This window comes from Methylobacterium sp. C33D (genome assembly GCF_053345825.1).
The window spans coordinates 17,925-42,891 of sequence record NZ_JBKFAV010000034.1; the positions used below are offsets into that span (position 1 = coordinate 17,925).

Annotated in this window: 29 protein-coding genes; 18 read left to right on the forward strand and 11 right to left on the reverse strand. The window is 74.2% G+C overall.

From position 1 onward, the window contains the following. Positions 1-14: 14 nt before the first annotated feature. Positions 15-2,315: a DUF5682 family protein gene (locus ACLBXO_RS23565; RefSeq protein WP_447686888.1), complete on the reverse strand. Its 2,301-nt coding sequence runs from the start codon at positions 2,313-2,315 to the stop codon at positions 15-17. After that, positions 2,312-3,421: an ATP-binding protein gene (locus ACLBXO_RS23570; protein WP_447686889.1), complete on the reverse strand. Its 1,110-nt coding sequence runs from the start codon at positions 3,419-3,421 to the stop codon at positions 2,312-2,314. Before ACLBXO_RS23570 ends, ACLBXO_RS23565 begins: the two co-directional genes overlap by 4 nt. A 641-nt stretch (positions 3,422-4,062) precedes the next feature. Between ACLBXO_RS23570 and ACLBXO_RS23575 the strand changes: the two genes are divergently transcribed. The 3 genes from ACLBXO_RS23575 (at position 4,063) to ACLBXO_RS23585 (ending at position 4,916) form a co-directional block, all read left to right on the forward strand. Then, positions 4,063-4,359, forward strand: coding sequence for a hypothetical protein (locus ACLBXO_RS23575; RefSeq protein WP_447686890.1), 297 nt, complete (start codon positions 4,063-4,065; stop codon positions 4,357-4,359). Positions 4,360-4,454: 95 nt separating this feature from the next. Further along, on the forward strand, positions 4,455-4,667 hold the full coding sequence (locus tag ACLBXO_RS23580; RefSeq protein WP_354456007.1) for a TOBE domain-containing protein: 213 nt from the start codon (positions 4,455-4,457) through the stop codon (positions 4,665-4,667). A gap of 105 nt (positions 4,668-4,772) precedes the next feature. After that, positions 4,773-4,916, forward strand: a complete 144-nt coding sequence (locus ACLBXO_RS23585) for a hypothetical protein (RefSeq protein WP_331314392.1) — start codon at positions 4,773-4,775, stop codon at positions 4,914-4,916. A 45-nt stretch (positions 4,917-4,961) separates the two neighbouring features. Here ACLBXO_RS23585 and ACLBXO_RS23590 read toward each other — a convergent pair whose 3' ends face one another. The 5 genes from ACLBXO_RS23590 to ACLBXO_RS23610 form a co-directional block, all read right to left on the reverse strand. After that, on the reverse strand, positions 4,962-8,201 hold the full coding sequence (locus tag ACLBXO_RS23590; RefSeq protein WP_447686891.1) for an efflux RND transporter permease subunit: 3,240 nt from the start codon (positions 8,199-8,201) through the stop codon (positions 4,962-4,964). Between the two features lie 11 nt (positions 8,202-8,212). Further along, complete coding sequence (locus tag ACLBXO_RS23595) at positions 8,213-9,565, reverse strand: efflux RND transporter periplasmic adaptor subunit (RefSeq protein WP_447686892.1); 1,353 nt, start codon at positions 9,563-9,565, stop codon at positions 8,213-8,215. A gap of 135 nt (positions 9,566-9,700) precedes the next feature. Next, entirely contained in the window at positions 9,701-10,072 is a 372-nt protein-coding gene (locus ACLBXO_RS23600; protein WP_447686893.1) for a hypothetical protein, read from the reverse strand. A gap of 63 nt (positions 10,073-10,135) precedes the next feature. Further along, on the reverse strand, positions 10,136-11,176 hold the full coding sequence (locus ACLBXO_RS23605) for an AraC family transcriptional regulator (RefSeq protein WP_447686894.1): 1,041 nt from the start codon (positions 11,174-11,176) through the stop codon (positions 10,136-10,138). 264 nt (positions 11,177-11,440) lie between these two features. After that, positions 11,441-11,620, reverse strand: coding sequence for a hypothetical protein (locus tag ACLBXO_RS23610; protein ID WP_331313623.1), 180 nt, complete (start codon positions 11,618-11,620; stop codon positions 11,441-11,443). 207 nt (positions 11,621-11,827) lie between these two features. Here ACLBXO_RS23610 and ACLBXO_RS23615 point away from each other — a divergent pair, with 207 nt between their 5' ends. From ACLBXO_RS23615 to ACLBXO_RS23635, 5 genes are all read left to right on the forward strand, one after another. After that, complete coding sequence (locus ACLBXO_RS23615; protein ID WP_331313622.1) at positions 11,828-12,004, forward strand: hypothetical protein; 177 nt, start codon at positions 11,828-11,830, stop codon at positions 12,002-12,004. A 36-nt stretch (positions 12,005-12,040) separates the two neighbouring features. After that, entirely contained in the window at positions 12,041-12,283 is a 243-nt protein-coding gene (locus ACLBXO_RS23620; protein WP_331313621.1) for a hypothetical protein, read from the forward strand. 153 nt (positions 12,284-12,436) lie between these two features. Further along, positions 12,437-12,802: an energy transducer TonB gene (locus tag ACLBXO_RS23625; RefSeq protein ID WP_331313620.1), complete on the forward strand. Its 366-nt coding sequence runs from the start codon at positions 12,437-12,439 to the stop codon at positions 12,800-12,802. Positions 12,803-12,928: 126 nt separating this feature from the next. Next, the gene (locus tag ACLBXO_RS23630; RefSeq protein ID WP_331313619.1) at positions 12,929-13,141 is read left to right on the forward strand and encodes a hypothetical protein; all 213 of its coding nucleotides are present in this window, start codon (positions 12,929-12,931) and stop codon (positions 13,139-13,141) included. A gap of 256 nt (positions 13,142-13,397) precedes the next feature. Then, the gene (locus tag ACLBXO_RS23635; protein WP_447686895.1) at positions 13,398-13,658 is read left to right on the forward strand and encodes a hypothetical protein; all 261 of its coding nucleotides are present in this window, start codon (positions 13,398-13,400) and stop codon (positions 13,656-13,658) included. Between the two features lie 18 nt (positions 13,659-13,676). On the opposite strand, the gene ACLBXO_RS23640 is transcribed toward ACLBXO_RS23635, so the two are convergent. Both ACLBXO_RS23640 and ACLBXO_RS23645 read right to left on the reverse strand, forming a co-directional pair. Further along, positions 13,677-13,856, reverse strand: a complete 180-nt coding sequence (locus tag ACLBXO_RS23640; protein ID WP_447686896.1) for a hypothetical protein — start codon at positions 13,854-13,856, stop codon at positions 13,677-13,679. A gap of 229 nt (positions 13,857-14,085) precedes the next feature. Further along, positions 14,086-14,568 carry a DUF2721 domain-containing protein gene (locus ACLBXO_RS23645; RefSeq protein WP_020095112.1) on the reverse strand — a complete coding sequence of 161 codons (483 nt, stop codon included), beginning with the start codon at positions 14,566-14,568 and terminating at the stop codon, positions 14,086-14,088. 1,031 nt (positions 14,569-15,599) lie between these two features. Between ACLBXO_RS23645 and ACLBXO_RS23650 the strand changes: the two genes are divergently transcribed. Beyond that, the gene (locus ACLBXO_RS23650) at positions 15,600-16,430 is read left to right on the forward strand and encodes an outer membrane protein (RefSeq protein WP_447686897.1); all 831 of its coding nucleotides are present in this window, start codon (positions 15,600-15,602) and stop codon (positions 16,428-16,430) included. Between the two features lie 168 nt (positions 16,431-16,598). Here ACLBXO_RS23650 and ACLBXO_RS23655 read toward each other — a convergent pair whose 3' ends face one another. Next, complete coding sequence (locus tag ACLBXO_RS23655; RefSeq protein WP_447686898.1) at positions 16,599-17,192, reverse strand: hypothetical protein; 594 nt, start codon at positions 17,190-17,192, stop codon at positions 16,599-16,601. Positions 17,193-17,477: 285 nt separating this feature from the next. On the opposite strand from ACLBXO_RS23655, the gene ACLBXO_RS23660 reads away from it, so the two are divergent. From ACLBXO_RS23660 to ACLBXO_RS23695, 8 genes are all read left to right on the forward strand, one after another. After that, on the forward strand, positions 17,478-17,690 hold the full coding sequence (locus ACLBXO_RS23660; protein ID WP_447686899.1) for a hypothetical protein: 213 nt from the start codon (positions 17,478-17,480) through the stop codon (positions 17,688-17,690). A gap of 41 nt (positions 17,691-17,731) precedes the next feature. Then, positions 17,732-18,736 (forward strand): SDR family oxidoreductase, encoded by a 1,005-nt coding sequence (locus tag ACLBXO_RS23665; protein ID WP_447686900.1) that lies wholly within the window; start codon positions 17,732-17,734, stop codon positions 18,734-18,736. Between the two features lie 196 nt (positions 18,737-18,932). Then, positions 18,933-19,199: a GCG_CRPN prefix-to-repeats domain-containing protein gene (locus ACLBXO_RS23670; RefSeq protein WP_447686922.1), complete on the forward strand. Its 267-nt coding sequence runs from the start codon at positions 18,933-18,935 to the stop codon at positions 19,197-19,199. 250 nt (positions 19,200-19,449) lie between these two features. Beyond that, positions 19,450-19,650, forward strand: coding sequence for a hypothetical protein (locus ACLBXO_RS23675; protein WP_447686901.1), 201 nt, complete (start codon positions 19,450-19,452; stop codon positions 19,648-19,650). A 197-nt stretch (positions 19,651-19,847) separates the two neighbouring features. Beyond that, entirely contained in the window at positions 19,848-20,390 is a 543-nt protein-coding gene (locus tag ACLBXO_RS23680) for a sigma-70 family RNA polymerase sigma factor (protein WP_447686902.1), read from the forward strand. After that, complete coding sequence (locus tag ACLBXO_RS23685; RefSeq protein WP_447686903.1) at positions 20,387-21,229, forward strand: anti-sigma factor family protein; 843 nt, start codon at positions 20,387-20,389, stop codon at positions 21,227-21,229. Before ACLBXO_RS23680 ends, ACLBXO_RS23685 begins: the two co-directional genes overlap by 4 nt. Positions 21,230-21,365: 136 nt before the next feature. Continuing rightward, complete coding sequence (locus ACLBXO_RS23690; protein ID WP_447686904.1) at positions 21,366-21,992, forward strand: helix-turn-helix transcriptional regulator; 627 nt, start codon at positions 21,366-21,368, stop codon at positions 21,990-21,992. A 137-nt stretch (positions 21,993-22,129) separates the two neighbouring features. Further along, the gene (locus ACLBXO_RS23695) at positions 22,130-22,354 is read left to right on the forward strand and encodes a DUF1127 domain-containing protein (protein ID WP_331313610.1); all 225 of its coding nucleotides are present in this window, start codon (positions 22,130-22,132) and stop codon (positions 22,352-22,354) included. A 54-nt stretch (positions 22,355-22,408) separates the two neighbouring features. Here ACLBXO_RS23695 and ACLBXO_RS23700 read toward each other — a convergent pair whose 3' ends face one another. Then, positions 22,409-23,428, reverse strand: a complete 1,020-nt coding sequence (locus ACLBXO_RS23700) for a zinc-dependent alcohol dehydrogenase family protein (protein ID WP_331313609.1) — start codon at positions 23,426-23,428, stop codon at positions 22,409-22,411. 211 nt (positions 23,429-23,639) lie between these two features. Between ACLBXO_RS23700 and serA the strand changes: the two genes are divergently transcribed. Further along, positions 23,640-24,881, forward strand: coding sequence for a phosphoglycerate dehydrogenase (gene serA / locus ACLBXO_RS23705; protein ID WP_447686905.1), 1,242 nt, complete (start codon positions 23,640-23,642; stop codon positions 24,879-24,881). Positions 24,882-24,967: the final 86 nt, after the last annotated feature.

The window sequence follows — 24,967 nt, forward strand, 5'->3', positions numbered from 1 at the left end:
TTCCTTGTCGGGTCTCAGGTCAACCCGTAGCGGGCGAGCCGCTCGGCGACCCGCGCCTCGCGGGCCAGGGCCTCGGCCTGGTCGGCCGGGCGGGCGCGCTGGCGCATCCAGGCCAGGGCCTCGACCTCGGCCCCGGCCTCGCCGCGGCCGCTCCGGCGCAGGATCGCGACGGCGATGCGCTCGCGCTCCCGGGGCGGGAACCACGCGAAGGCCATCCGCAGGGACGGCAGCGCCCGCAGGAAGTCGTCGTCGCCCCAGGCGGCCACCAGTCCCTCGACGGAGGCGAGGGTCGCGTCGGCGGCGATCTCCTCGCGGGCGAGGGCGAACAGGCCGGCGAGGAAGTCGCCCAGCGTCGCGGGCAGGCCGAAGCGGCGCAGCCGGGCGAGGGCGGCCTCCGGGTCCGTACCGGCCGCGCCGCAGGCGACCCGGAAGCCGAGCGCCGCCCCCGCGAGGGCCGGCGGCGTCTCCGGATCGGCCAGGCGGCGGCCGAGCATGGCGGCGAAGGGCGCGCGCAGGTCGTCGAGGCCCGGCACGTCCGCGCCGGCCTCGCGGAACAGGTCGCGGCAGGCGAGGACCAGCGGGATGGCGCCGAGCCCCGCGCGGGGCTCCCGGATGCCCTCGACGACGAACAGCGCCCGGGCGGCCAGGGCGGCGCAGAGGCGGCCGAGGGCCGGCCGGGCCGGCGCGAAGGCGTCGCCGAACCGGTACAGCCGCACGATCCCGGCCCCGGCGGCGCCCAGGGCGGCGGCGTCGTGCGCCGCCGCGATGCCCGCGCTCAGGCGGGCCAGCAGCTCCCCCTCCAGGGTGAGGCCGGCGAACAGCGCGTCGGACAGGGCCCGGGTGAGGACGTCGAGGGCGTCGGGCGCCGCCTCGACCCGCGCGGTGATCCGGGCGGCGGCGGCCATCTCCAGGGTCCCGCCCCAGAGCGAGGCCTCGATCAGCGCGCCGAGCCAGTGCGGGTGACGCACCAGCGTGAAGCGCTCCCGCGGCAGGCCGGGCTCGGCCCGGTCCGGCCCGTCGCGGGCGATCCCCGGCAGCCCGAGCAGCACCAGCCGGTGCAGCAGGTGCGCCCGCGCCCGGTCGCCCGGCTCGGCCCAGTCGAGATCGATCCGGCGGCGCGCCGGCCCCGGCTCCAGGTCGGCGGCGCGCAGGCGCTCGGCGACGTCGGCCACGAGGGGCGGCTGACGGGTGCCGGGGGCGAGGCGTCCCTCGCGCCGGCCGGTGAGCGCCCGCAGCATCGCGGCGAGGGCGGGGTGGCCGGGCGCGGCGCCGCCGGCCGCCCAGGCGGGCGGTCGGTCGAGGGCGTCCTTCACCAGGGCCGCGAGGGCCGCGTCGATCAGGTCGGCGCGCAGGATCGCCGGATGGGCGCGCAGCCGGGCGAGGGCCTCGGCGTGGACCCGCCAGGCGACGCGGTCGGCGGTGGAGACGACCTGCCCGGCCTCGCGCAGGGCCGCGGTGATCGCCGTCATCGCCCAGTCGGCCGCCGGCGCGAGCCCCGCCTCGGCCACGCGTTCGTAGTAGCCCGGGGCCGGCATGCCGGCCGCGTAGCCCGAGAACCGGTCGAGGCGGGGATAGGCGTAGGGCACCACGTAGCTGCCGGTGCGCAGGTCCGGATCCGGCGGCGCCGGCTCGGGCCGGGTCCCGTCCGCCCGCGCGGCGTGGCGCCGGACGGCGTCCGCGTGCCAGCCGCCGCAGACGAGGACGACCGGCCGGTCGCCGGCCGTCCGCAGGGCGTGGGCCGCGCACGCGCCCATGAAGCGCTCGCGGGCCTCCTCGGCGGGATCGTCCGTGCCCGGCGGGCGCAGCAGGGCGAAGTAGCGGTCGAGCCGGGCCGGCAGCTCCGCCTCGGGCGCCGCCTCGGCGAGGACGTCCCAGAGCGCGTCTTGGTCGGCGACGCCGAGGGCGGCGGCGAGCGCCCGCTCGGCCGCCTCGGCGCGGGCCCCGTGCGGGTCGGCGTAGCGGTTGGCGCGACGCCCGAAGGCCGGGTCCCAGGCCGGCAGGTCGCAGAACAGCGTCTCGGCACCGACCGCCCGGCCCGCCTCCAGCGCCTGCCATTCCGGCGAGAAGGCACAGAACGGCGTGTAGGAGGCGGCGCTGCCCGCCGCGTCCGCGCGGAACGAGAAGATCGCCACCGGCAGGTCGTGGCCGAGGGCGAGGTCGGGCAGGTGCGGGTTGAAGTCGACCGGACCCTCGATCAGCACGCAGGCCGGCCGCAGCGCCGCGATCGTGCGCCGGACGAGCCCGGCGCAGGCCGGGGAATGGTGGCGCACGCCGATGACGGTCAGGCGGCCGGGATCCGGCGCGGGACCGCTCATTGCGGGGTGAGGAGGTGCCGCGCCGCGTAGAATTCACGCCACGCCGCGCCGGAGCGGCGGCTGACGCGCTGGTCGAGGTAGCGGCGCAGGCGGGCGAGATCCTCGGCGTCGTCCTTGGCGGCGGTGCCGGCGAGGCAGGCGACGATGTCCTCCGGCCGACCGGTATCGCCCCGCAGGAAATGGCCCTTCACCCCGATGGCGTGGGCGACGCTGACCGCCTCCGCGGTGCTCATCACGGACGAGAGCCGCTCCATGCCGGTGCCCTCCGTGTCCACGGCCTCGCGCAGCTCCCGGAAGCAGGTCACGAGCAGTTCGAGCACCTCGGGATCCGGGCCGCGGGGCACGCCGGAGCGGACCAGCAGCGCGGTGGCCTCGCGCTGCACCAGGGCGAGCTCGGCTTCGAGATCGGCGATCGGGAACACCGTCTCGAAGCCGAAGCGGCGCTTGAGGGCCGCCGACATCTCGTTGACGCCCCGGTCGCGGGTGTTGGCCGTGGCGATCAGGTTGAAGCCCTCCCGGGCGTAGACCAACCCGTCCGCGCCGGTGAGTTCGGGCACCGCGAGCACCCGGTCGGACAGGACCGAGAGCAGGCTGTCCTGCACCTCCAGCGGGCAGCGCGTCAGCTCCTCGAAGCGGACGATCCGCCCCTCGCTGAGGCCGGTGTGGAGGGCGCCCGGCACCAGGGCGCGCGGGCTCGGCCCCTCGGCGACGAGCAGCGCGTAGTTCCAGCCGTAGCGGATCTGGTCCTCGGTCAGCGACGCGCCGCCCTGGATCGTCAGGGTCGAGCACCCGCTGATCGCCGCCGCGAGGAGCTCCGAGAGCAGGCTCTTGGCGGTCCCGGGCTCGCCGATCAGCAGGAGGGCGCGGGAGGTGGCGAGGGTGACCATGGCCCGCTCGACCAGCGCCGGGGCGCAGACGACCTTGGCGGGCGCCGCGCCATCGCCGCAGATGAACCGCCGGACGGCCTGGAGCGAGAGCTGCCAGCCGGGCGGCCGCGGCGCCGAATCCTCGGCACGCAGGCGCGCGAGTTCCGCGGCGTGGACGGCCTCGGCCGGGGGTCTCTGACGCGCCTCGCGATCGCCGCCCGCCCGCACCGCCTTCGCCATGCACCCGTCCCCTGCCGTCGGGCCGACTCTGTCGGCCCGGTTCCGCGATCGGCAGAACATGCCCCGGCACGTGCGGGTCCCTCAAGCTTTTCCGCGCGTCCGCGAGCCCGTCGCCAAGCACTGGCGGCCCGGTGCGGGCATCGACCGGTCCGCGCGGCCCCGGGCGATCAGGATCGCGCAACCAGAACGGGCATCGTCGAGAAGAAGGCCTACACCGACACCAAGCACAGCGTCAGGATCGCGATCTCGAAGACGATCCAGCCGCCGAAGACGACGACCAGCTCCCAATCGGTTCTCTCTCTGGTCTTGGCAAAAGCGTACATGCTCGACCTCCTCGCCGGGCCGGACAGGCCGCGAGCGAATTCAGTCACCACGATGGAATGCAACGCGTATCAATATACAAACAGATTCTGTCGCGGATGGCAATTGTTCGATCCCGTGCCGGCCCGAACATAAATCAATACAGCGCCATGGAAATGCGTATCCATGCCACCCTGAATGCGGAATTTATTGCATCGCAGCAGGTATTGTCCCGCAACCCCGCCCCCCGCCGGCCCGGGGGCGTGAACGGGATCCGTCCGGCCGCGTTGCCCCCGGTAAGCCCGGAGAGGCGGCCTGGGGAAGCGTTCGAGGGTTCGCACATGAAGACGTTGATCAGCCTGACCATCGCCGGCCTCCTGGCGACGGGCGCGGCCGCCACGGCCGCGGAGAATACCGGCCCCCGCATGCAGGGCTCACCCAACGCGGCCGGCTATACGGGCAAGAGCGAGATGGGCCGGGGCGAGATGGGCAAGGGCGAGACGACCGGCACGACGACCGGATCTCCGGGCTCGGAGATGCCGAAGCAGGACGGCCGGATGAAGGGTCCGCCGAACGCGGCGGGCTTCCAGCCGGGCGGCAGCGAGGCCGGCTCGGCCGGAGCCCCGGGTCGGCGCTGAGCCGGCCCTGCCCCGGCGTCGCGATTGATGCCGGGGCCACGGTCGCGATAGGCCTCGACGGCGGCCGAACCGGCTGCGCAACGCGGGAGGCCCCCATGAAGCACGGCGCGCGCAACGACATCCCCGCCACGGTGACGGCGATCAAGCGCGGGGACGTGATGGCCCAGGTCGAGGTGGAGCTGGTCGGCACCGCCTACCGCATGGCCTCGGTCATGACCGTCGACTCGCTGGAGGAGCTGGGCCTCCGGGAGGGCGACACCGTCCACGTGCTCGCCAAGGCGGTGAACGTGCTGCTGGTGAAGCCGTAGCGGCCGGGGCCGCCGCGGGGGCCCCGCCATCGCACCGTCATCCCGTCGTCATCGGGCCGGCCTAGGGCGGCGCCTCCCGCCCACCCGACCGGCTGCCCTGACCTGATGGATTGGTTCGACCTGCCCGAAGACACCCCGCCCCCGACGGGCGCCGACGAGAGCCGGATGCGGCTCTACATCGCCGTGGGGCTGATCGGCATCGGCGCCCTCGGCATGGTCGGCGGGATGCTGCACATCCTCCCCGCCTGACGACCGGCCCGCCCGGCGACGGGCGCGGCCGCGGCGCGGGCGCCGTCAGGCCGCGCGGTCCGCCACCGGTTCGGCCGCGCGCGCGGCGCGGCCGGCCGGTCCGGCACGCCCGAACCGCGCGTAGAGCGCCGGCAGCACCACCAGGGTCAGCAGGGTCGCGCTGATCAGGCCGCCGATCACCACGGTGGCGAGCGGCCGCTGCACCTCGGCGCCGGTGCCGGTGGCGAGCGCCATCGGCACGAAGCCAAGGGAAGCGACCAGCGCGGTCATCGCCACCGGCCGCAGCCGGGTGAGGGCGCCCTCGCGGATCGCCGCCCGCAGCGGCCGGCCCGCGGCGACGAGCTGCTTGATGAAGGTCAGCATCACGAGGCCGTTGAGCACCGCCACCCCCGAGAGCGCGATGAACCCGACCGCGGCCGGCACCGAGAGCGGCATCCCCCGCAGCCACAGGGCCGCGATGCCGCCGGTGAGGGCCAGCGGCACCGCGCTGAACACCAGGAGCGCGTCCCGCGCGCTGCCCAGCGCCGAGATGAGCAGCAGGAAGATCAGGAAGAAGCACACCGGCACCACCACGGCGAGCCGCGCCTGGGCCGAGGCGAGATTCTCGAACTGGCCGCCCCAGGTCACCCAGGAGCCCGCCGGCAGGGTCACCTGCGCGGCGACCTTCCCGCGCGCCTCCGCCACCAGCGAGCCGATGTCGCGCCCGCGGACGTTGGCGGTGACCACGACCCGGCGCCGGCCGTTCTCGCGGCTGATCTGGTTCGGCCCCTCGCTCACCGAGAACTGCGCCACCTGCCGCAGGAGCACGGAGGCGGCCCGCCCGTTCGGACCCGGGGGGAGGGGGACGGGCAGGTTCTCCAGGGCCTCCCGGTCCTCGCGGACCTGGTCGGTCAGGCGCACGACGATCGGCACGCGCCGGTCGCCCTCGAACACGACGCCGGCGTCCCGGCCGCCCATGGCGGCGCCGATCACGTCCTGGATCGCCCCGGTGCTGAGGCCGAGCCGGGCCGCCTCGGTCCGGTCGATCCGGATCTCGAAGACCGGCAGGCCGGTGATCTGCTCGACCTTCACGTCGTCGGCGCCCGGGATCCCGCGCAGGATCGCGGCGATCCTGTTGGCGGTCTCCAGCATCGGCTCGAAGGCGTCGCCGAACACCTTCACGGCGAGGTCGCCCCGCGTCCCGGCGAGCAGCTCGTTGAAGCGCAGCTGGATCGGCTGGGAGAACTCGTAGACGTTGCCGGCGAGCGCGCCCAAGGACGCCTCGATCTGCTCCTGAAGCGCGGCCTTCGACAGGTCCGGGTTTGGCCACTCCGCCTGCGGCTTGAGCATCACGAACGTGTCGGACGCGTTCGGCGGCATCGGGTCGGTGGCGACCTCGGCGGTACCGGTCTTCGAGAACACGTAGGCGACCTGCGGGAACTTGGCGATCGCCCGCTCCACCTTGAGCTGCATCGCCTGCGACTGGGTGAGGGAGGTGGACGGGATCCGGGTGGCGTTCAGCGCGATGCTCTTCTCGTCGAGCTGCGGGATGAACTCGGTCCCGAGCCGGGTGGCGAGCAGGCCGGCGCCCGCGAGGAGGAGCAGCGCCGCCCCGACGAACGGGGCGGGCGCCCGGATCGCCGCGGCGAGGACGGGCCGGTAGAGCGCCTTCAGGCCCCGGACGAGGGGGTTCTCCGCCTCGGTGACACGGCCGGTGAGGGCGATGGCGATCAGGGCCGGCACGAAGGTCAGCGACAGCACGAAGGCCGCCGCCAGGGCGAGGATGACGGTCAGCGCCATCGGCTGGAACATCTTGCCCTCGACCCCCGTGAAGGTCAGGAGCGGGACGTAGACCAGGATGATGATCGCCTGCCCGTAGAGGGACGGCTTGATCATCTCCTCGGCCGAGTCCCGCACCGTCTCCAGGCGCTCCTCCAGCGCGAGCGGCCGCCCGATCGCGTGCTGCCGCTCGGCGAGGTGGCGGAGCGCGTTCTCGGTGATGATCACCGCCCCGTCGACGATGAGCCCGAAATCGAGCGCGCCCAGGCTCATCAGGTTGGCCGAGATCTTCCCCTCGACCATGCCGGTCACGGTCATCAGCATGGCGACCGGGATGACCAAGGCGGCGATCAGCGCCGCCCGGATGTTGCCGAGCAGCAGGAACAGCACGACGATCACGAGGGCGGCGCCCTCCGCGAGGTTCCTGCCCACCGTGCGGATCGTGGCCTCGACGAGCTGCGTCCGGTCGAGGACGGTCTGGACGACGATGCCGGGGGGCAGGGCGCGCCGGATCTGGTCCATGCGGGCGTCGACGGCGGCCGCCACCGTGCGGCTGTTCTCGCCGATCCGCATCAGGGCGGTGCCGATCACGGTCTCCTGCCCGTTCTCGCTCGCCGAGCCGGTGCGCAGGTCGCGCCCGATCCGCACCGTGGCGACGTCGCGGATCCGCACCGGCACGCCGCCGCGGCTCGCCACCACGACGTCGGCGATCGCCTCCGGGCTCTCCAGGCGGCCGGCGGCGCGGACCACGTAACTCTCGCCGTTGTCCTCCAGGTAGCGGGCGCCCTGGTTGGCGTTGTTGGCCTGGAGCGCCCGGGCGACGTCCGCGAAGGACAGGTCGAGGGCGGTCAGCTTCGTCGGGTCCGGCTGGACGTGGTACTGCTTCTCGAAGCCGCCGATCCCGTCGACGCCGGCGACGCCCGGGACGGACTTGATCTGCGGCCGCACGATCCAGTCCTGCACCGTGCGCAGGTAGGCGACCTGCTCCAGCTCCGTCCGGAGCACCTGGCCCTCCGGGGTCCGGTAGCTCCCGTCCGGCTGCCAGCCCGGCCGGCCCGCCGGCACGGCCGCGCGCTCAGGCGGCGGCGCGTACTGGACCGACCACATGTAGATCTCGCCGAGCCCCGTGGAGATCGGGCCCATCCGCGGCTCGACCCCGGAGGGCAGGTCCTCCCGCACCTGGGCGATGCGCTCGGCGACCTGCTGGCGGGCGAAGTAGATGTCGAGGGACTCGGCGAACACCGCGGTGATCTGCGAGAAGCCGTTGCGCGAGAGCGAGCGGGTGTACTCGAGGCCCTTGATGCCGGCGAGCGCCGTCTCGACCGGGTAGGTGACCTGCCGCTCGACGTCCGCCGGCGACAGGGACGGGGCCAGGGTGTTGATCTGGACCTGGTTGTTGGTGATGTCGGGCACCGCGTCGATGGGCAGCTTCGTGAGCGCGGCGGCGCCGAAGCCCGAGGCGAGCAGCACGAGGAGCAGCACCAGCCAGCGCTGGCGGACCGAGACGGCGAGGATGCGGCTGATCATCGTCCGTCTCCTCAGTGGTCGTGGCCGGCGTCGGCCTTGCCGAGCTCGGCCTTCAGCAGGAACGCGTTGCCGACCGCGATCTCGGCGCCGGACTCGAGCCCGGCGGTGACCTCGTAGGCCTCGTCGTCGGACCGGCCGAGGGTGACCGGCCGCTTCTCGAACCCGTCGGCCGTGCGCACGAAGACGGCGCTTTTGCCCTCGATCGTCTGGACGGCCGCCTTGGGGATCCGGACCGGGACCGCGTCCCGCGCGATCTCGACCTCGGCGGTGACGAAGGTGCCGGGCCGCCACGCGAGGTCCGGGTTCGGCAGGGCGACGACCACCCGGGCCGAGCGCGTGTCGGGGTTGAGGAACGGGCTGACGAAGATCACACGACCCTCCGCCCGGCGCTCCGTCTCGCCCGTCCGGCCGGGCGTGACCGTCACGCGGGCGCCTTCCCGCACCTGGGCGAGATCGACGGTCGGCACCGACAGCTCGATCCAGACCGTGGAGAGGTCCGCCACCGTGTAGAGGTCGGCCGGGTCGCCCTCCTTGCCGACCGCCGTGCCGACATCGACCTTGCGCTCGACGATGCGGCCGGCGAGCGGCGCCCGCAGCGGATAGCGGCGCAGGGTCGACTGGTTCGGCGTGGCCTCGTCGCGCTTCTGGGCGGCCGCCACCTCGGCGGCGTCGAGGCCCAGCGCCGAAAGCTTCTGGCGGGCGAGGTCGACCCGGAGCCGGTTCTCCAGATAGGCGGCGCGGGCGGTCTCGAAGGCGGCCTCCGAGGCGCTGCGCGAGGCGAGCAGCTTCTGCTGGCGCTCGAAGTTGATCGTCTGCAGCTCGGCCTGGACCTGGGCGGTGAGGTACTCGCTCTTGGCGTCGGCGACCTCCCGGCTGTCGAGGATGGCGACGACCTCGTTCGCCTGCACGGCGTCGCCGAGGCGCTTGCGCATCTCGGCCACGGTCCCGACTACCCGGGCCGGGACTCGGGCGATCCGGTCGGTGTCCGGCGTGATCGTGCCGGGGACGAGGAGGTGGCGCGCCAGCGTGCCGCCCGCGACCGTCCGCGTGACGATGTCCTGATCGGCGACTTGGTCGGGCCGCATCCGGACCGTGCCCGCCTCGTGGGCCTCGTCGGCGCCGTGCGCGTGGTCGTGGTCGGCGCGGTCCTCGCCCGCGCGCGGGGCGGGCGCGGCCTCCGGCCGGTCCGGCGCGGCGGCCGCGTAGCGATGATCGGGGTCGGCGGCCGGGGCGCGGGCGAGCCCGGCGGCCGCGAGGGTCTCCCGGAGGCGGTCGGGCAGGGTGGGGGCGGGGATGGCGGTGCCGAGGGCGAAGCCGGCGGCCAGGAGCGCCGCGGCGGCGGCCACGGACGGGACGATGCGCATGGGACAGGTGCTCGGGCCGGGACAGCGGGGTGCCGCGCGCGGCGGTCCCGGGAGGTCCCGTTCAGGTGTCACGTGAGGGCGAACCCGGAGCCGGTTCGGCATCCGGGCGGAGCGCCGCCCGCGGGCGGCGTCAGCTCACGCGCGCGGAGGCCGCGGCAGCCGGTCGGGACTGACGGACGGGCGGTCCTGGGCGAGGGCGCCCGGCAGCACCCGGCCCGGGGCAGCCGGGGGCGCGATCTCGGTCGCCTCCAGGCGGGCCGCCTGATGGCAGCCGCAATGGAGGTGCTCCGAGAGGCCGGGATCGACGGTCGCGGGCGCCGCAGGCGCGTCGAGGGCCGGGCCCTGGCTCCGGTCGTGATGGCCACCGGCGTGGAAGGCGAGATCCGCCGCGAGGCCGACGCCCGGGGCGGCGACGGTCAGCGCCAGCACGAGCGCGAGCGCGCGGGCGACGAGCGCCCACCAGCCCCGCGCCCCGGCCGGGCGCCTATGCCGAACCCCGAAGGTCATCCTGGCCCTTATGGTCCATCCGAGGGCGGGGGCACAAGGTCCGGGATCCGGCCCCGGACCCGCTCAGGCCGCCAGCTTGAGCACCCACTGGTAGAAGTCGGTCCAAGTCTCGGCCTGGGCCGGCGGCTCCGCGGCCGGGGACCGGGCGGACTCGGCCGCCGCCTGGGCGCGGACGTCCCGGGGGGCGCAGCCGAACTCGGCGCGGAAGGCCTGGGTGAAGTGCGCGGGGCTCTCGAAGCGCCAGCGATAGGCCACCTCGGAGATGCGGGCGAAGCGCCCGTCGCCGGCGGCGAGCTCGCGGTAGGCGCGGGCGAGCCGGCGCTGCCGGACGTAGCCGGACACGCCCCCGAGGGGGACGAACAGCCGGTAGAGGGCGCTGCGCGAGACGCCGAACTGCCGCCCGATCGTCTCGGCGGACAGGTCCGCGGAGGCCAGCTCGGCCTCGATGAAGCGCCGGATCGCGACGAGCAGCGGCGCCCGCTCGGCCGGCTCGGCGCCGCCCGCGTCCCGCGGCAGGCCCAGGGTCGCCGCCCCGAGCAGCGCGGCCGTGGCCTCGGCCGCGGCCGCGGCCTCCGGCTCCGAGAACCCGGTCGCGTGCGCACTCAGGGAGCGCAGGTGGTCGTTGAGCATCCGGCCGAACGGGGTCGCGCCCCGGATCACCGACCCGTGCAGGGCGTCGAGTCCGCTCTGCCGGGATCCGAAGAGCGGGCGCGGCAGAACCACCGTGATGGCCTCGTAATCCGTGGAGGCGGCGGAGAGCGGCTGCGACAGGTCGAACAGGCAGATGTCGCCGGGGGCGCAGTCCCGCTCCCGGCCGCCGATCGCGACCCTGGACTGCCCGGAGACGCGCATGTGGGCGACGATGTGATCGACGCCCATCCGGGCGGTCAGGGCCCGCGCGCGCATGAACCGGAGCCCGGAGGCGCGGGCGCTGCAGACGATCGCGGTGCCGAGGTGCCGGACCCGGGACTGCCCGCGGAAGTCGGACAGGTCCTCCCGGCGGATCGTGAAATCCCAGAACGGCGCGACGGCGTCGCGCCAGTCGTCGGCCTGACGAGGGCCCGGGCTCTCGCCCGTGAGCTGCAGGATCGGTTTCGGTCGCATCGCCCGTGTCGGTCCTGACCGGGCGCGGCCCGGTCACACCGACAGTATGGTGATTCTGCCTGCCCAGAAAAGTGGCACTCCGTTCCAATCACCGGACTCCGGGCCCCGCCCCGTCCCGGTGCGGCCGGCGAAAGCCCGGCAAGAGGCCGACAAGAGGCCGACAAGAGGCCGGAAACAGAACGTCCCGCAGGCCGGGTGGCCGCGGGACGGGGAGTTGCACGGTTGTGAGGATCGAGGGCTTCGATCTTTATGGTTAACCGACGGTTACCGGCCGCTCGGGGCCGCGCCGCTGCCGGTGGCGCCGTTGCCGGTGCTGCTGTCGCCCGCGGGGGCGCCGGGGGACGAGGTGTTCCCGTTGGGCGTGCTCTGCGCGGCGGCCATCCCGGCGGTGCCGGCGACGAGGGCGAGGGCGAGCAGGGCGGACTGAACGGTGCGGCTGGTCATGACTCTCCTTGAATCCCGATCGGGTTCTCGACGTGGGGTCCCGCCGTGCCGGCCCGTGCCGGCGCTGGCTGGAGAACCGCGCCTCTGCGGCCCCCGTTCCCGCCGGGGCGGGGGCGGCGCGAATCGGCCGCAGCCGCCCGCGGCCGCGCGTCGGGAACACCCGCGAATCCCGCGAGCTTGTCCGAGGGTCGAGACCGGGAGCGTGGCGTGAAGGTGTTCCGGATCATGCAGGCGGCCACGGGCGCGATTCTCTGGAGCGGCGCGGCGCTCGACCCCCTGGCGGCCCTCGACGCGATGGCGCGCGCCGCCGGCTTCCGTGACCGCACCCGGATCCCGAACTACCTGCGGGCCGGCGGCCTCCACGTCGAGGAACTGCTGGCCTGATCCCGCCGCGCCGGCGGACGAGACCGGAGGGAGACCATGACCAAGCTGTTCATCGCGCAGGTGCGCGACGCGGGCGGCGAGCGGCCGCTCGTGACGGTCCGCGCCGAGGCCGAGGGCGAGGCGCGCCTGTTCCTGTCGGCCGCCTATCCGGAGGCCGAGATCGCCGACGTCGCCGAGCCCGGCGACTGGATGAGCGACGCCGACACCGGATCCCGGCCCGGGGACGTCCGTGAGCATCCCGGCGTCGCGTGGCAGGCCCCCTCCAGCCTGGCGGGCTGAGGCGCGCCGCCCGGTCCGCAGTGCCGGGCCGAAGCGCGGGTCCCGGCCGCCGGAACCGGTGTGTTGCGGGGAGAACCGGGGAGAACCGGCTGATGCCGACACTTGTAGCGATCGCGTTCACGCGACCCTAGGTCTCCGCACCGAAGGTGCCGCATGCGATCCGCCGATCCGACACCGCGCCTGTTCGCGGCCGCGGCCGCCCTCACCGGCACCGGGATCCTGATGTGCCGGACCGAGCCGTCCTGGGACGGGATCCTGATCGGCCTGTTCTGCCTCGGGCTCTGGGCCCTCGGGACCCTCGCGGCACGGCCCGAACGCCCGGTCCGGCCCGCGCCGGCGCGGCGGCCCCTCGTGCTGGAAGCGGTCGTCGTCGAGACGCCCCGGGCCCCGATGGAGCTGCTGCCCGCACCCCGGCCCGCAGCGGCCCGGGACCGCACCCCACCCGGATCCTCCGGTCTGCCGGATGTGCCGACCCACCGGCAGCGCGTGGTCGAGCGCTCCACCCGCAGGCGCGGCTGAGCGCGGCTGAGCGCAGCGGGACGCGGTCGAACCCGACACGCCCCGGTCGCGGCCGGCGTCGCGAGCTTCTGCCGCACCGTCGATCCCGGTCTCCCCGCGTTGCCCGCAGCCACTCAGGAGATCAGCATGGCCGACAAGTCCGCCGACGGGGCAAACGTGACGACCTACACGGTGAAGCAGGCGCTGGCCGCCAAGGTGGCCGACCACATCGAGATCGCGGTCGAGGCGCAGGACGGCACGAAGCTCAAGCTCGTCGCGACCGCCGACCAGCTCGACGCCCTCGTGGGCGACCTGGAGACGATCCTGGACGCCGACGACGCGGAGGGCGAGGCGGCCTGAGCGAAGCGCGGGCGGTCTCTGCCCTCCGGACGTTGGCCGCTCGCGCACTCCGCGCGGGCGGCCCCCGCGCGTGCTCCGCGGGCACCCCTGCGCGGGCCGGGTGGATCTGCTATGGATCGCGCTCGACGCGTCGAACCCAGGAGGGCCGTATGTGCCGCGGCGTCCCCGCCATCCGCACCGGCACATTGCCGGCGCCCGGGATCCTGCCGCGCCGCTCCGGCGCCGCGCCGGCCCGGTGACCGGACGGGAGATCGCCATGGCCCTGCCCGAGACCCCGGCGCCCTACCGGCTGCAATGCATGATCCACCGCGAGCGCGCCGGCGGCATCATCATCCACGACGAGCAGGTCGCCGCCCCCCTGGAGGAGGAGGCGGTCGCCGCCGCGAAGGCCCGCTTCGCCGAGCTGCGCGCCGGCCGCGCCGGCTCGGCGGCCCTGCGGGATCCCGCCGGCCGGGTCGTCTGGTCGGCCCGGCAGGACGCCGCGACGCCCGGGACCGCGGGATCCGCATCCCGGTAGGTTCGGCCCGGCGCGGGGTCAGGTGAGGTGGCGCGGCTCCAGATCGATCACCGGACCGCCCACGTCGAAGAACTCGTCCTCGTACGGGAGCACCTCGTCCAGCTCCTCGACCTCGCGCCGCCCGAACGGGATGACCGCGGACAGGATCCCGAGGCAGAGCGCGCCGGCGACGAAGGCAATCAGGATCGCGATGCTCATGACGGAACACTCGGGCGCGGCCCGCGGCGGAATCGGGCGACCGGGAGACTAAGGCCCGGCTCCCGCACGCCGCAACCGAAATCGCCACCCGGCCCGGATCGCCCGGCCGGCACCGCGCGCATCTGGAGCGTTCCGCGGGATCACCCGACGGGATCGCTCCCGCGGTCGCCGTGCAGAGCGGGCGGCCGCCCCAGGGGCGCGAAGGGCGCCCGGGCGATCCGGCGCGGATTCACCGCGGCGTCGACACCTGATCCTGCTGGCGGTCGACCGCGTCGCGGACGCCGCGGCCGGCCATCAGGATCTCGGTCATGAACGCCGCGATCGCCGCCACGGTGCAGACCAGCGCCGCCCCGAAACAGGCGAACAGGACGGACGCGGTCGCCGCATCGCGCAGCGCGCCGACGAACAGGGTGAGCACCGCCAGACCGATCAGGCCGCCCGCCAGCGAGGCCAGGACCACCGCCACGTCCAGCACGAAGGAGCGCCGCCGCAGGAAGGTCAGGCGGCGGGCGAGGCGGCCGGCCTCGGCCTCCGTCGCCCGGGCGGCCTCCGCCGAGAGGCTGTCGACCTTGTCGGAGATCCGGCCGAGGCGGGTCGAGAACACGTTGAGCAGCGTCGCCAGCGCCGAGAGCAGGAAGGCGGGCGCGAGCGCCACCTGGATGATGTGGGCGATGCTGTCGGGCTCGGTCGCGCTGAGGGAGAAGCCGAACATCGGCGGGCTACGCGCGCGGGCGCGTCACGCCCCGCCCCCGCCAGCGACCGGGTCGCGCGGCCGCGCGACGAGAGCGGGCCGGGCGGATCACCACAGGAGACCCTCCGCCTGCAGCCCGGCCACCAGCAGGAACAGCGCCGAGAGGAACGCCACCGCGAGATACGGGGCCGGCGTGTCGGTCATCGGGCCCTCCCGGCCGACGCGGGGCCGGCATCTTCGATCCCGATCCGGACCCGGAGGGCCGGCATCGAAGGCAGCGCGACGGGGTGCATGCGCGTCTCCTGAACTCTCCACCGACGACGACGCCGGCACATAGGGCCTGCGGCGCGCCGGAAAAGCCGCCACGGCCGCACGGCCCGGCCGTGGCGGCGCCTTCTCCACAGGCCGGGTGATCCGGCGCCGCGCCGGCGCGGCGGCGCCGCTGCCCCGCGAGATCTGACGCCCCCAAGGAGATCGATCCGGCCCGGGGCCCGCGCCAAGACACGGCGGCGCCGGATCAAGGTTCGGGGCGGCGGGGACACTGGATTCATGGGCGCCGATCCGCGGCGGCGAGCGCGCGTCGACGCGGTGCATGCGCGACGCAGGCGCCCGAAGCCGCCCGGAACTCCCGCGATACAGGCCCGGATCGCGCGAGATCTGCGGCGGGAACCGCGGCCGCGGGCCGGGGGCCGGCGGGAAGGGGCCGTCAATTAATGTTAACCGCTCGCGGGATCGCGATCGGGCTTGCGGCCGGCCGGCCGGTAGGATTTATTAAGCCTCGAAGCTTCCTGGTTGGTCCTGGGAACGTTCATCGACGAACTGAAGCCCCGTCCGCTCCCGCGCGACGGGGCATTTTGTTTCTGGAAACACTCGATTACAAATATTCTTCTTGGGTTCGACCAGTCGCTCTCGCGATGTGCTCCAGCGCACCCGGCTGTTTCGGCGTCGGAGACCCGATTCCGAGCTGTTGCAGCGATGCACTATCGGCCCGGCGCGTCCTGGCGTTCTGTCCGGCCCGCACACATCCCGCCCAACGGGAGACAGAGGACCAGATGATCAAGAAGCTTCTGCTCGCGAGCGCCGCCACGGCTCTCCTGACCGGCGCCGCCTCGGCCGCCGACCTGCCGCGCCGCGCCGCCCCGCCGCCGGTGTTCACCCCCGTCCCGGTCTTCACCTGGACCGGCGCCTACTTCGGTATCAACGCCGGCTACGCCTTCGACGCCAGCAGCAACAACACCAACAGCTTCGGCGTGCCCGCCCCCTACGGCAACGGCACCACCGCCTTCTTCAGCCAGCGCAACCAGGAAGGCTTCACCGGCGGTGGCCAGGTCGGCTACAACTTCCAGTTCACCCCGGGCTCGGGCATCGTCGTCGGTATCGAGGCCGACGCCCAGTACCTCGACTTCGGCCGCAGCCGGAACAACGCCTTCCTCGTCGGTCCGCTGGCCCCCGGCTACTACGTCACCGACCCGCGCGGCCTCTCCAGCCTCGACTTCTTCGGCACCGTCCGCGGCCGCGTCGGCTACGCCTTCGACCGCGTCCTCGTGTACGGCACCGGCGGCTTCGCCTACGGCTCGGGCAGCGCCGACCGCTCCTTCGGCGGCTTCGCCGGCAACGACAGCTTCCGCACCGGCTACGCGGTCGGCGGCGGCATCGAGTACGCCCTGCCCACCGACTCGTTCCTGAACTTCTTCCGTTCGAACGCCGTGACGCTCAAGGTCGAAGGCCTGTACGTCAACCTCGACCGCAACACCCGCAACCAGGGTGCGTTCGTCATCAACGCCGCCAACAACTTCCCGGTGGTGTACAACAACATCGGCCGCCGCGACGACGAGTTCGCCGTCATCCGCGCCGGCCTGAACTACAAGTTCGGCTCGTACTGAGATCCACCCGCGCGCCGTCCCGGTCGCCGGGACGGCGCGCGGGCCTCTGGACAGGCCGCATCCCCTCTCGACCTGAGCATCCCCAGCCCGATCAGACTGGCCGCTTGAGCCGAGGAGCGTCCCGGGAGCCCTTCCCGGGACGTCTTGCGTCGGGGACGAGGGCGCGCGTCAGGCGTGGACCGCGTGCTCCAGCTGCGCCTTCGACATCCGCGACCGGCCGGGCACGTTCTGCGCGCGGGCCTTGCGCATGAGGTCCGCCTTCGTCGTCTCCGACTTGCCGGACGTCTTGCCGGACGTCTTGGCGGCAGACTTTGCGGCAGATTTGCCGGACACCTTGCCCTTGCCGGACGCCTTGGCGGCCTTGCCGTCCTCGCGCGCCGCGGCGGCCTTCTCGGCGGCGGCCTTCGGCTGCTTCGAGAACTGCTTGCCCTTCCGGGTATCGGCCCGCTTCTTGGCCGTGCTGGCGGCGTATTCCTTGTCGGTCAGGCTCTCGCGGGCCTTCTTGGGCAGGTAGCGCTCGCCGGTCTTGCCGCTCTCCTGGCCCGACTTCGTGCCCCATTCCTCGTCGGTCCATTGCTGGAGATGGTTGTCGGCCGACTTCTTGCCGGCGTAGCCGCCGCCTTCCTTCTTATATTCGGCGGTGGCGATCTGCGCCTTGCGCGCCGACCACTGGCCGGGCTTCCCGCCCTTCTCGGATTTCGTGACCTGCGTCTTGACTTTGTCCCAGAGTTTCGGGTCGGTCTTCTTGGCGGTTCCTGACATCGGCGCCTCGTGAAAAAGATTTGGCAGACAACACGGGCCCCGCGACCGTGTTCCTGCGGCGCGTTCGCCCGGCCTACGCCCTCCCGCAGGCACCCTCCCACCTCCTCCACAACTCCGCGCGCGCGGCGCCCGCCGCCCCGACCGGGGCCGCCGGATACGCCGGCGGCCTGACGGGTTGGCCCTCAGGGGATCGGCCGCATGGTCCGATATGGCCCGATCCGCCCGGGACCCCCGCCGCGCCGCGCGCCGGCGCCCGGAACTCAGGTCGATCGCGAGGGATGCGGCATGGCCGACGCGCCGGACGACACCCAGGCCGAGCGGATGCCGCACGGCGAACCGGAGCGCGCGGGCCTGGCCGACAGCCCGCGCGACACCGCCACCGGCACGGTCAGGCCGCAGGACGGCCCGATGGAGCGGGCCGGCACCGAGAAGGAGGAGGCGCGCCGGGGCGGGACCAGCCTGGGCGCGGAGCGCGACCGGCCGGGCGGCCGGGACTGAGCGACGCCGTCGAGACGGCTCACGAGAGAGGAGGACACAGCATGCAGATCCGGCACAAGCCCTTGCGCGAGCAGGTGATCGTCATCACCGGCGCGTCCAGCGGGATCGGCCTCGCCACCGCCCGGGCGGCCGCCCGCCGCGGCGCCCGCGTCGTGCTGGCAGCCCGGAACGGCGACGCCCTCGACGCCATCGTCCGCGACATCCAGGAGCGCGGCGGCGAGGCCCGGGCCGTGGTGACCGACGTGTCCCGCCGCGCGGATGTCGAGGCTCTGGCCGCCGAGACCGTGCGCGCCTATGGCGGCTTCGACACCTGGGTCAACAATGCCGGCCTCTCGATCTTCGGCCGCCTCGAGGCGGTCCCGGACGAGGACCATCGCCGGCTGTTCGACGTCAATTTCTGGGGGATCGTCTACGGCTCGACGGTGGCGCTGCAGCACCTGAAGAAGGCCGGCGGCGCGCTGGTCAACCTGGGCTCCGTCGCCTCCGACCTCGCCCTGCCGATCCAGGGCATGTACTCCGCCTCCAAGCACGCGATCAAAGGCTTCACGGACGCGCTCCGGATGGAGCTCCAGGAGGAGGGGGCCCCGGTCTCGGTGACGCTCATCAAGCCGGCCTCGATCGACACGCCGTTCCCGGAGCATGCCCGGAACTACATGGCGCAGGCTCCGAAGCTGCCGCCGCCGGTCTACGACCCCGCGGACGTCGCCGACGCGATCCTGTACGCCGCGGAGCGCGGGCCCCGCGACCTCTATGTCGGCGGCGGCGGCAGGCTGATGAGCGCGATGCGCGAGCGGGTGCCCGCGGTGACCGACTGGATGGGCGCCCAGGTGATGGCGCGGAGCCAGACGGCCGGCGTGGCCGGCAAGCAGCGGGACGGCGCCCTCCACGCGGCCGGCCGCGACGGGGCCGTGCGGGGCGGCTCGCCCCACCACGTCATGCGCAGCGCCTACACGCGGGCCTCGATCAACCCGATCCTGACCGGGATCCTGCTGGCTGGGGCCACGGCGGCCGCGGCCTCGCTCCTGGGCCGCGCCGACCGCCGCTAGGACGCCGATGTCGGACGCCGATGTCGGACGCCGCGGCAGGACGCCGATGCGGCGCCCGCTCCCGCGCGGGCGCCGGGCGGAGTGTTTGTTTCTAGACGGTTATGGCGGAGGTCAGCCCACATTCAGGCCCGATGACCATTCTAGCCTGGTCTTGCGCCGGGCCGAACCGGCGCGGAATCGCACAGAAGGTCTGATGATGATGCACGTGAAGATGATCGCGGCCGCCGCGGCTGTCGTCGGCGGCCTCGGCCTGGCCTCCGCCGGCGCGGCGCCCCTGACGCCCGCCGGCGCCGACACGATCACCGGCCCCGCCGCGGTCAGCACCGTCGCGTTCGGCTGCGGCCCGGGCTGGGCGCCCGGCCCGTACGGGCGCTGCCGGCCGATGTACCGGCGGCCGCGCTTCTACGGCCCGCGCTGCCTCTTCCGTCCGACCCCGTGGGGACCGCGGCGCGTCTGCCGCTAGCGACGCGCACGCGTCCCGACGCGACGGTCCGGCGCCGATCCCGGCGCCGAACCGTGACACGACCCGCGGGTTGATCCAGGGGCAGGTCCCGTCTCCGAGGAGGTGGTGGCCTGCCCTTTCCCGTTGGCGGCGACGCGGGCGGATCGGACGGGGGGACGTCGCATCCGGTCCCCGTCCGCTCCGCTCTCCGGCGGTGTCGGGGGTGCCTCGACCGGGACCGCGCACGGTTCCGCTCCGTTTGGACATGGCCATGGCCCAGGATCAGAGCGGCGGCGCGACCCCCTCGGCGGCGGAACGGGCGGCGGCCGAGCGCGTCGCCCGCAAGCGCCTCGGCCCGGACGGCTGCCCGGAGCCGGCGCCCGACAGGCGATCGGCATCCGGACAGGCCCCCGGGACGGACGCCGCGGCGCCGGACCGCCGCGCCGCCGGACGTGCCCGGGGCGGCCGGTAGGGCCCATCACCGGCCCCGGTGCCTGTGCCGGGCGGCTCCCCGGACGGCGGCCCCAGAATTCCCGGGTCGGGCCCGGGAATAAAGCCCGCTGCCGCCCGGTTCCGATTGTGTGGCACAAGGCTGCAGGCTGGAGCACCAGGGCGGGGACCCATGGCTTCGCAGGCTCTCGACGGGACGGGCTCGGCCCGGCCGCCGACATGACGACCCTGGCGCGGGCGCGCTTCAGCCAGCTCGTTCTCCCGCGCCTGGACGAGGGCTACCGGCTCGCGCACTGGCTCACCGGCAACGCCACCGACGCCGAGGACGTGATGCAGGAGGCGTGTCTGCGCGCCTACCGGGCGATCGAGGGGTTCGCCGAGGGCAATGCCCGGGCGTGGTTCCTGACCATCGTCCGCAACACCGGCTATTCCTGGCTGCAGCGGCACCGGCCGCGGGCGGTGGTCTTCGCCGACGACCTCGCCCCCGCGGCCCGCGCCGAACTGGAGATCGGGGGCGCCCTGACCGAGGCTCCGGAGACGCCCGAGGCGACCCTCATCGCCCGCGACGATGCGGGGCAGCTCGCCCGGGCGGTCGAGGCCCTGCCGGTGGCCTTCCGCGAGGCGCTGGTCCTGCGCGAGTACCACGGCCTCAGCTACCGGGAGATCGCCGCGGTGACGGGGGTCCCGATCGGGACCGTGATGTCGCGCCTCGGCCGCGCGCGGCAGCACCTGCTTGCACGGCTCGCGAGGGACGGGCGATGACCGACGACGAGACCCTCCTGCTCCTCAGCGCCTACGCGGACGGCGAGCTGTCGCCCGGCGAGGTCCTGGCCATGGAGCGCCGGCTCGCGGCGGACCCCGACGCGCGGGCCCTGGCGGAGCACCTCCGCGACCTGTCGGCCAGCCTGCGCGAGCCCCTCGCGGGCCCGCCCGCCCCGGCATCCCTGCGCGCGCGCGTGGTCGAGCAGATCGGCTTCTCCGACCCGCCCCCGTCCCGCGGCCGTCTCGGCGGCCTGTTCGGGACCCGGCCCGGATCCCGGCTCGAGGCCTGGCTCGAGTCCTGGCTCAAGTCCTGGCGGGAATCCCGGCAGGCGCTGGCCGCGACGCTGCTCGTCGGCCTGGTCGGCGGGGCCGCGCTCGGCGGCGGGGTCGTCTACGGCGACCGCCCCGACGGCACCCCGGATACCGGCGCGGCCGTGCTCGCCGGCCATCTCCGCGGCCTCGCGGCGCCCCAGCCCTTCGACGTCGCCTCCTCGGACCGGCACGTGGTGAAGCCCTGGTTCAACGGCCGGACCACCCTCGCGCCCGAGGCCCCCGACCTGTCCGACCAGGGCTTCCCGCTGGTCGGCGGCCGGGTCGACATCGTCGGCGGCACCCCCGTTCCGACCCTGGTCTATCGCCGCGACCGGCACGTCATCAGCGTCACGGTGGTCCCCGCCGCCGACGGCCCCGGGGCCGGCGAGGAGCGGCGCGACGGGTCCACGATCGAGCGCTGGCGCCTCGGCGACCTCACCTACTGGGCGGTGTCGGACCTCAACCGGCGCGACCTGCGCGCCTTCGCCGACCTGTTCCAGTCCCGCACCGGCGGCCCGCCCGGCTGAGGCGGGAATAACGGTCGTCAATGCCGGGTTATTACTGATATCGTGATGTCGATCCGGCGGGGATCCCAGCGTGATCAGTCAGTCGTATCTGAAAATTCGCAGAGCCGAAACAGTATCCGAGATCGGCCCCGCGCAGGTGCGGCGGTCCCAGTCCGGCGGCGCCCCGGCCTTCCCGGACCCGTCCCTCGTGGAGGCGGCGCTCCATCTCCTGGCCGAGCATCTCGAGCAGGGACTGGCGGTGACCGACCGGTACGGGCGGGTCCACTTCCTGAACCGCGTCGCGCAGGCCTGCGTCGCGCGCGGCCTCCTGTGCCTCGAGCACGGCAGCCTGCGCGGCGCGGCGCCCGAGGACAGCGCGGCGCTGCGCCGGGTCATCGCGCGCTGCGCCGCCGGCCATCGCGGCGGCTCGGTGCGCCTGGAGGGCGCGGGCGGGACCCTCCTGGTCGCCGCCTCGGCGATTCCCGGAACGCTCGGCCCGATCGGCGAGGGCGCCGTTCTGCTGCGCCTCACCGACCCCGGGACCCCGCGCCTGCCGGATCCCGGCGTCCTGCAGGACCAGTTCGGCTTCACGCCCGCGGAGGCGGCCCTGGCCGTCGACATCCTGGCCGGGAACGACCTCGCGGCGAGCGCGACGCGGCGGCGGATCACCCGGAACACCGCGCGCGTGCACCTGCGGCACCTCTTCGAGAAGACGGGGACGCGCCGCCAAGCCGAGCTGGTGCGCCTGCTCCTGCTCTGCCCGCAGCCGATCGCGGACGCTTAGCGCTCTCAGCGAAAAATATTCGCACCGCGAGCCGCGCTTAGTCCGAACGGGGGATGCGGACATTCCAAAATAAAGCGACGCTGATCCGGCCGATCGTGGACGAACCACGGATCTTTCGGCGCAACGGAGGCTGGATCATGATCCTCTCGGTCCTGAAGTCTGTCCGGAAGAACCGGATCGCGGCGCGAAATCTTCGCATTCTGTCGGCCCTGGACGACGAGATGCTGCGGGACATCGGCCTCGACCGGCGCACGCTCCGCAGCTTCTGCGAGAACGGCTGCTCGCACGTGCCGCCGCCGAGCCAGGCCGAGGCGCCCCGTTCCGTCGTGATGCCCGGCGCGCTCGGGATCGCCTTCCGCTGAACGCCCGCCGGATCGCCCGTCGCGCCGCCCCCCGCGCCACCCCGGCCGGGACGCTCAGATCTCGACACAGATCTTGCCGAAGTGGCGGTTGCTCTCCTGGTGGCGGAACGCCGCGACGAGGTCGTCGAGGGGGAAGCGCCGGTCGATGACCGGCCGCAGCCCGCAGGCGTCGATGCCGCGGATCATCTCGATCTGGTGGCGCCGGCTGCCGACCAGCACGCCCTGCAGCCGGATCTGCTTCAGGAGCGCCGGCACCAGCGGCAGCTCGCCCGCGACACCCGAGAGAATGCCGATCACCGAGATGTGGCCGGCGACCCGCGCGGCCGCCATAGACTGCTCCAGCGTCGCCGGGCCGCCGACGTCGAGGACGTGGTCGACGCCGCGCCCGCCGGTCAGGCGCCGGGCGGTCTCGCCCCAGGCCGGGTCGGCCCGGTAGTTGATGACGTGGTCGGCGCCGAGCCCGCGCAGGCGCTCCAGCTTGTCGTCGCTGGAGGAGGTGGCAATCACCGTGGCCCCCGCCGCCTTGGCGAATTGCAGGCCGAACAGCGACACGCCGCCGGTGCCCTGCACCAGCACCACGTCGCCGCTCTTCAGGCCGGCATCGGCGTGCAGCGCCCGCCACGCGGTCAGCGCGGCGGTGGTGAGCGTCGCCGCCTCGGCGTGGTCCCAGCCCACCGGGGCGCGGGTGAAGGCGGTGACGGGCGCGGTGACGCGCCCGCGGGCGTAGCCGTCGACCCCGTCGCCCGGCACGGTGGCGAAGCCCTCGACCAGCGGCGTGCCCTCCAGCCATGTCGGGAAGAAAGTGCTGACCACCCGGTCGCCCGGGGCGAATTCGGTCACGCCCGGCCCGACGGCCTCGACCTCGCCGGCCCCGTCGGACATCGGGACGCGCGGCTCGCTCGGCCCCCACATCCCGCTGACCACCGCGTAGTCGTGGTAGTTGAGGGAACTCGCCCGCAGGCGGACGGTGATCGCCCCGGGCCCGGGCTCCGGCACGGGCCGCTCGCCGAAGGTCACCTTGTCGAAGCCGCCGCCGGGCTGCACGATGACGGCCCGGGCTGTCGATCCGGTCATGACGCACCTGTCGCTCCGCGGCCTCGGCCGCCGGGAGGCGGACACTGGCAGGCCCTGAGCGCCGCGTCGAGACGAGGGTGCCGCGCCGGGCCGGGCCGCCCGCCGCGGGGCGGGGAGGGCGGCCCGGGACCCCGCCCGCGACCCCGTCCCGCCGGCGCCGCCCTTGCCGCTGCGCCGCGCCGGCGCCAAGGTCGCGGATCGCATCCCGTCCATGGAAGGAGGGCAGACCGTGTCGACCGAGCGCGTCGTTCTGACCGAAAGCATAGCGCCGACGGCGTCCAGGATCTTCACGCAGGCCGGGATCGGCGCCGTCCGGCAGCTGTCGCGCGCGGTCAGCCCCGGGGACGCCCGCGATCTGGCCGACGTCACCGTCCTCGGCATCCGCTCGCGCACGCAGGTCACCGCCGCGCTCCTCGACGCCCTGCCCGATCTCGCCGCCATCGGCTGCTTCAGCGTCGGGACCAACCAGGTCGACCTCGAGACGGCCCGCGCCCGCGGCCTGCCCGTCTTCAACGCGCCGTTCTCGAACACGCGCAGCGTCGCCGAACTCACGATCGGCGAGATCGTGATGCTCCTCCGGCGCATCGTGCCGCGCTCGGTCGCCGCGCACGAGGGCGGCTGGGACAAGTCGGCCACCGGCGCATTCGAGGTGCGCGGCAAGACCCTGGGCATCGTCGGCTACGGCAATATCGGCGCGCAGCTCTCGAACCTCGCCGAGGCGATGGGCATGCGCGTCATCTTCTACGATCTCACCGACAAGCTCCGGCACGGCAACACCGAGCCGGCCGAGAGCTTCGAGGCCCTGCTCGCCGCGAGCGACGTGGTCAGCCTGCACGTCCCGGAGACGCCGCTGACCCACGGGCTGATGGGCGCGGAGCGGATCCGCGCGATGAAGCCGGGCGCCTACCTGATCAACAACAGCCGCGGCACGGTCGTGGACCTGGACGCCCTGGCAGCGGCCCTGCGCGACGGGCATCTCGCCGGGGCCGCGATCGACGTCTTCCCCGTGGAGCCGACCTCCAACGCGGAGCGCTTCGTCTCGCCCCTGCAGGGCCTGCCGAACGTGATCCTCACCCCGCATGTCGGCGGCTCGACCGAGGAGGCCCAGGACCGCATCGGCGCGGAGGTGGCCCGCAAGCTGGTCGACTACGTCCAGACCGGCTCGACGCTCGGCGCCGTGAACTTCCCGCAGGTCCAGCTGCCGCCGCGCCTGTCCGGCGCGCGCTTCCTGCACGTGCACCGGAACGTGCCCGGCGTGCTCGGGCAGATCAACACGATCTTCTCGGGCCGATCGCTCAACATCGACGCGCAGTACCTGCAGACGGACGGCGAGTTCGGCTACGTCGTGGTCGACGCGTCGGTGCCGCCGGGCGAGGCGGACGCGGTGCTCCGCGCGCTGCGGGCCATCGACGGCACGGTGCGGACGCGGCACCTCCGGCCGAAGGCGGGGTAAGGAGCCCCGATTCGAAAGGCCAGAGGCCTGTCGCGGATGCGGGCGGGAGCCCCGCCGTGACACAGCATCAGGGCTCCGCCCCGATG

Coding starts and splice junctions, on each gene's coding strand:
- ACLBXO_RS23565 (WP_447686888.1), bottom strand. CDS start 2,315: ATGAGCGGTCCCGCGCCGGATCCCGGCCGCCTGACCGTCATCGGCGTG.
- ACLBXO_RS23570 (WP_447686889.1), bottom strand. CDS start 3,421: ATGGCGAAGGCGGTGCGGGCGGGCGGCGATCGCGAGGCGCGTCAGAGA.
- ACLBXO_RS23575 (WP_447686890.1), top strand. CDS start 4,063: ATGAAGACGTTGATCAGCCTGACCATCGCCGGCCTCCTGGCGACGGGC.
- ACLBXO_RS23580 (WP_354456007.1), top strand. CDS start 4,455: ATGAAGCACGGCGCGCGCAACGACATCCCCGCCACGGTGACGGCGATC.
- ACLBXO_RS23585 (WP_331314392.1), top strand. CDS start 4,773: ATGGATTGGTTCGACCTGCCCGAAGACACCCCGCCCCCGACGGGCGCC.
- ACLBXO_RS23590 (WP_447686891.1), bottom strand. CDS start 8,201: ATGATCAGCCGCATCCTCGCCGTCTCGGTCCGCCAGCGCTGGCTGGTG.
- ACLBXO_RS23595 (WP_447686892.1), bottom strand. CDS start 9,565: ATGCGCATCGTCCCGTCCGTGGCCGCCGCCGCGGCGCTCCTGGCCGCC.
- ACLBXO_RS23600 (WP_447686893.1), bottom strand. CDS start 10,072: ATGACCTTCGGGGTTCGGCATAGGCGCCCGGCCGGGGCGCGGGGCTGG.
- ACLBXO_RS23605 (WP_447686894.1), bottom strand. CDS start 11,176: ATGCGACCGAAACCGATCCTGCAGCTCACGGGCGAGAGCCCGGGCCCT.
- ACLBXO_RS23610 (WP_331313623.1), bottom strand. CDS start 11,620: ATGACCAGCCGCACCGTTCAGTCCGCCCTGCTCGCCCTCGCCCTCGTC.
- ACLBXO_RS23620 (WP_331313621.1), top strand. CDS start 12,041: ATGACCAAGCTGTTCATCGCGCAGGTGCGCGACGCGGGCGGCGAGCGG.
- ACLBXO_RS23625 (WP_331313620.1), top strand. CDS start 12,437: ATGCGATCCGCCGATCCGACACCGCGCCTGTTCGCGGCCGCGGCCGCC.
- ACLBXO_RS23630 (WP_331313619.1), top strand. CDS start 12,929: ATGGCCGACAAGTCCGCCGACGGGGCAAACGTGACGACCTACACGGTG.
- ACLBXO_RS23635 (WP_447686895.1), top strand. CDS start 13,398: ATGGCCCTGCCCGAGACCCCGGCGCCCTACCGGCTGCAATGCATGATC.
- ACLBXO_RS23640 (WP_447686896.1), bottom strand. CDS start 13,856: ATGAGCATCGCGATCCTGATTGCCTTCGTCGCCGGCGCGCTCTGCCTC.
- ACLBXO_RS23645 (WP_020095112.1), bottom strand. CDS start 14,568: ATGTTCGGCTTCTCCCTCAGCGCGACCGAGCCCGACAGCATCGCCCAC.
- ACLBXO_RS23650 (WP_447686897.1), top strand. CDS start 15,600: ATGATCAAGAAGCTTCTGCTCGCGAGCGCCGCCACGGCTCTCCTGACC.
- ACLBXO_RS23655 (WP_447686898.1), bottom strand. CDS start 17,192: ATGTCAGGAACCGCCAAGAAGACCGACCCGAAACTCTGGGACAAAGTC.
- ACLBXO_RS23660 (WP_447686899.1), top strand. CDS start 17,478: ATGGCCGACGCGCCGGACGACACCCAGGCCGAGCGGATGCCGCACGGC.
- ACLBXO_RS23665 (WP_447686900.1), top strand. CDS start 17,732: ATGCAGATCCGGCACAAGCCCTTGCGCGAGCAGGTGATCGTCATCACC.
- ACLBXO_RS23670 (WP_447686922.1), top strand. CDS start 18,933: ATGATGCACGTGAAGATGATCGCGGCCGCCGCGGCTGTCGTCGGCGGC.
- ACLBXO_RS23675 (WP_447686901.1), top strand. CDS start 19,450: ATGGCCCAGGATCAGAGCGGCGGCGCGACCCCCTCGGCGGCGGAACGG.
- ACLBXO_RS23680 (WP_447686902.1), top strand. CDS start 19,848: ATGACGACCCTGGCGCGGGCGCGCTTCAGCCAGCTCGTTCTCCCGCGC.
- ACLBXO_RS23685 (WP_447686903.1), top strand. CDS start 20,387: ATGACCGACGACGAGACCCTCCTGCTCCTCAGCGCCTACGCGGACGGC.
- ACLBXO_RS23695 (WP_331313610.1), top strand. CDS start 22,130: ATGATCCTCTCGGTCCTGAAGTCTGTCCGGAAGAACCGGATCGCGGCG.
- ACLBXO_RS23700 (WP_331313609.1), bottom strand. CDS start 23,428: ATGACCGGATCGACAGCCCGGGCCGTCATCGTGCAGCCCGGCGGCGGC.
- serA (WP_447686905.1), top strand. CDS start 23,640: ATGGAAGGAGGGCAGACCGTGTCGACCGAGCGCGTCGTTCTGACCGAA.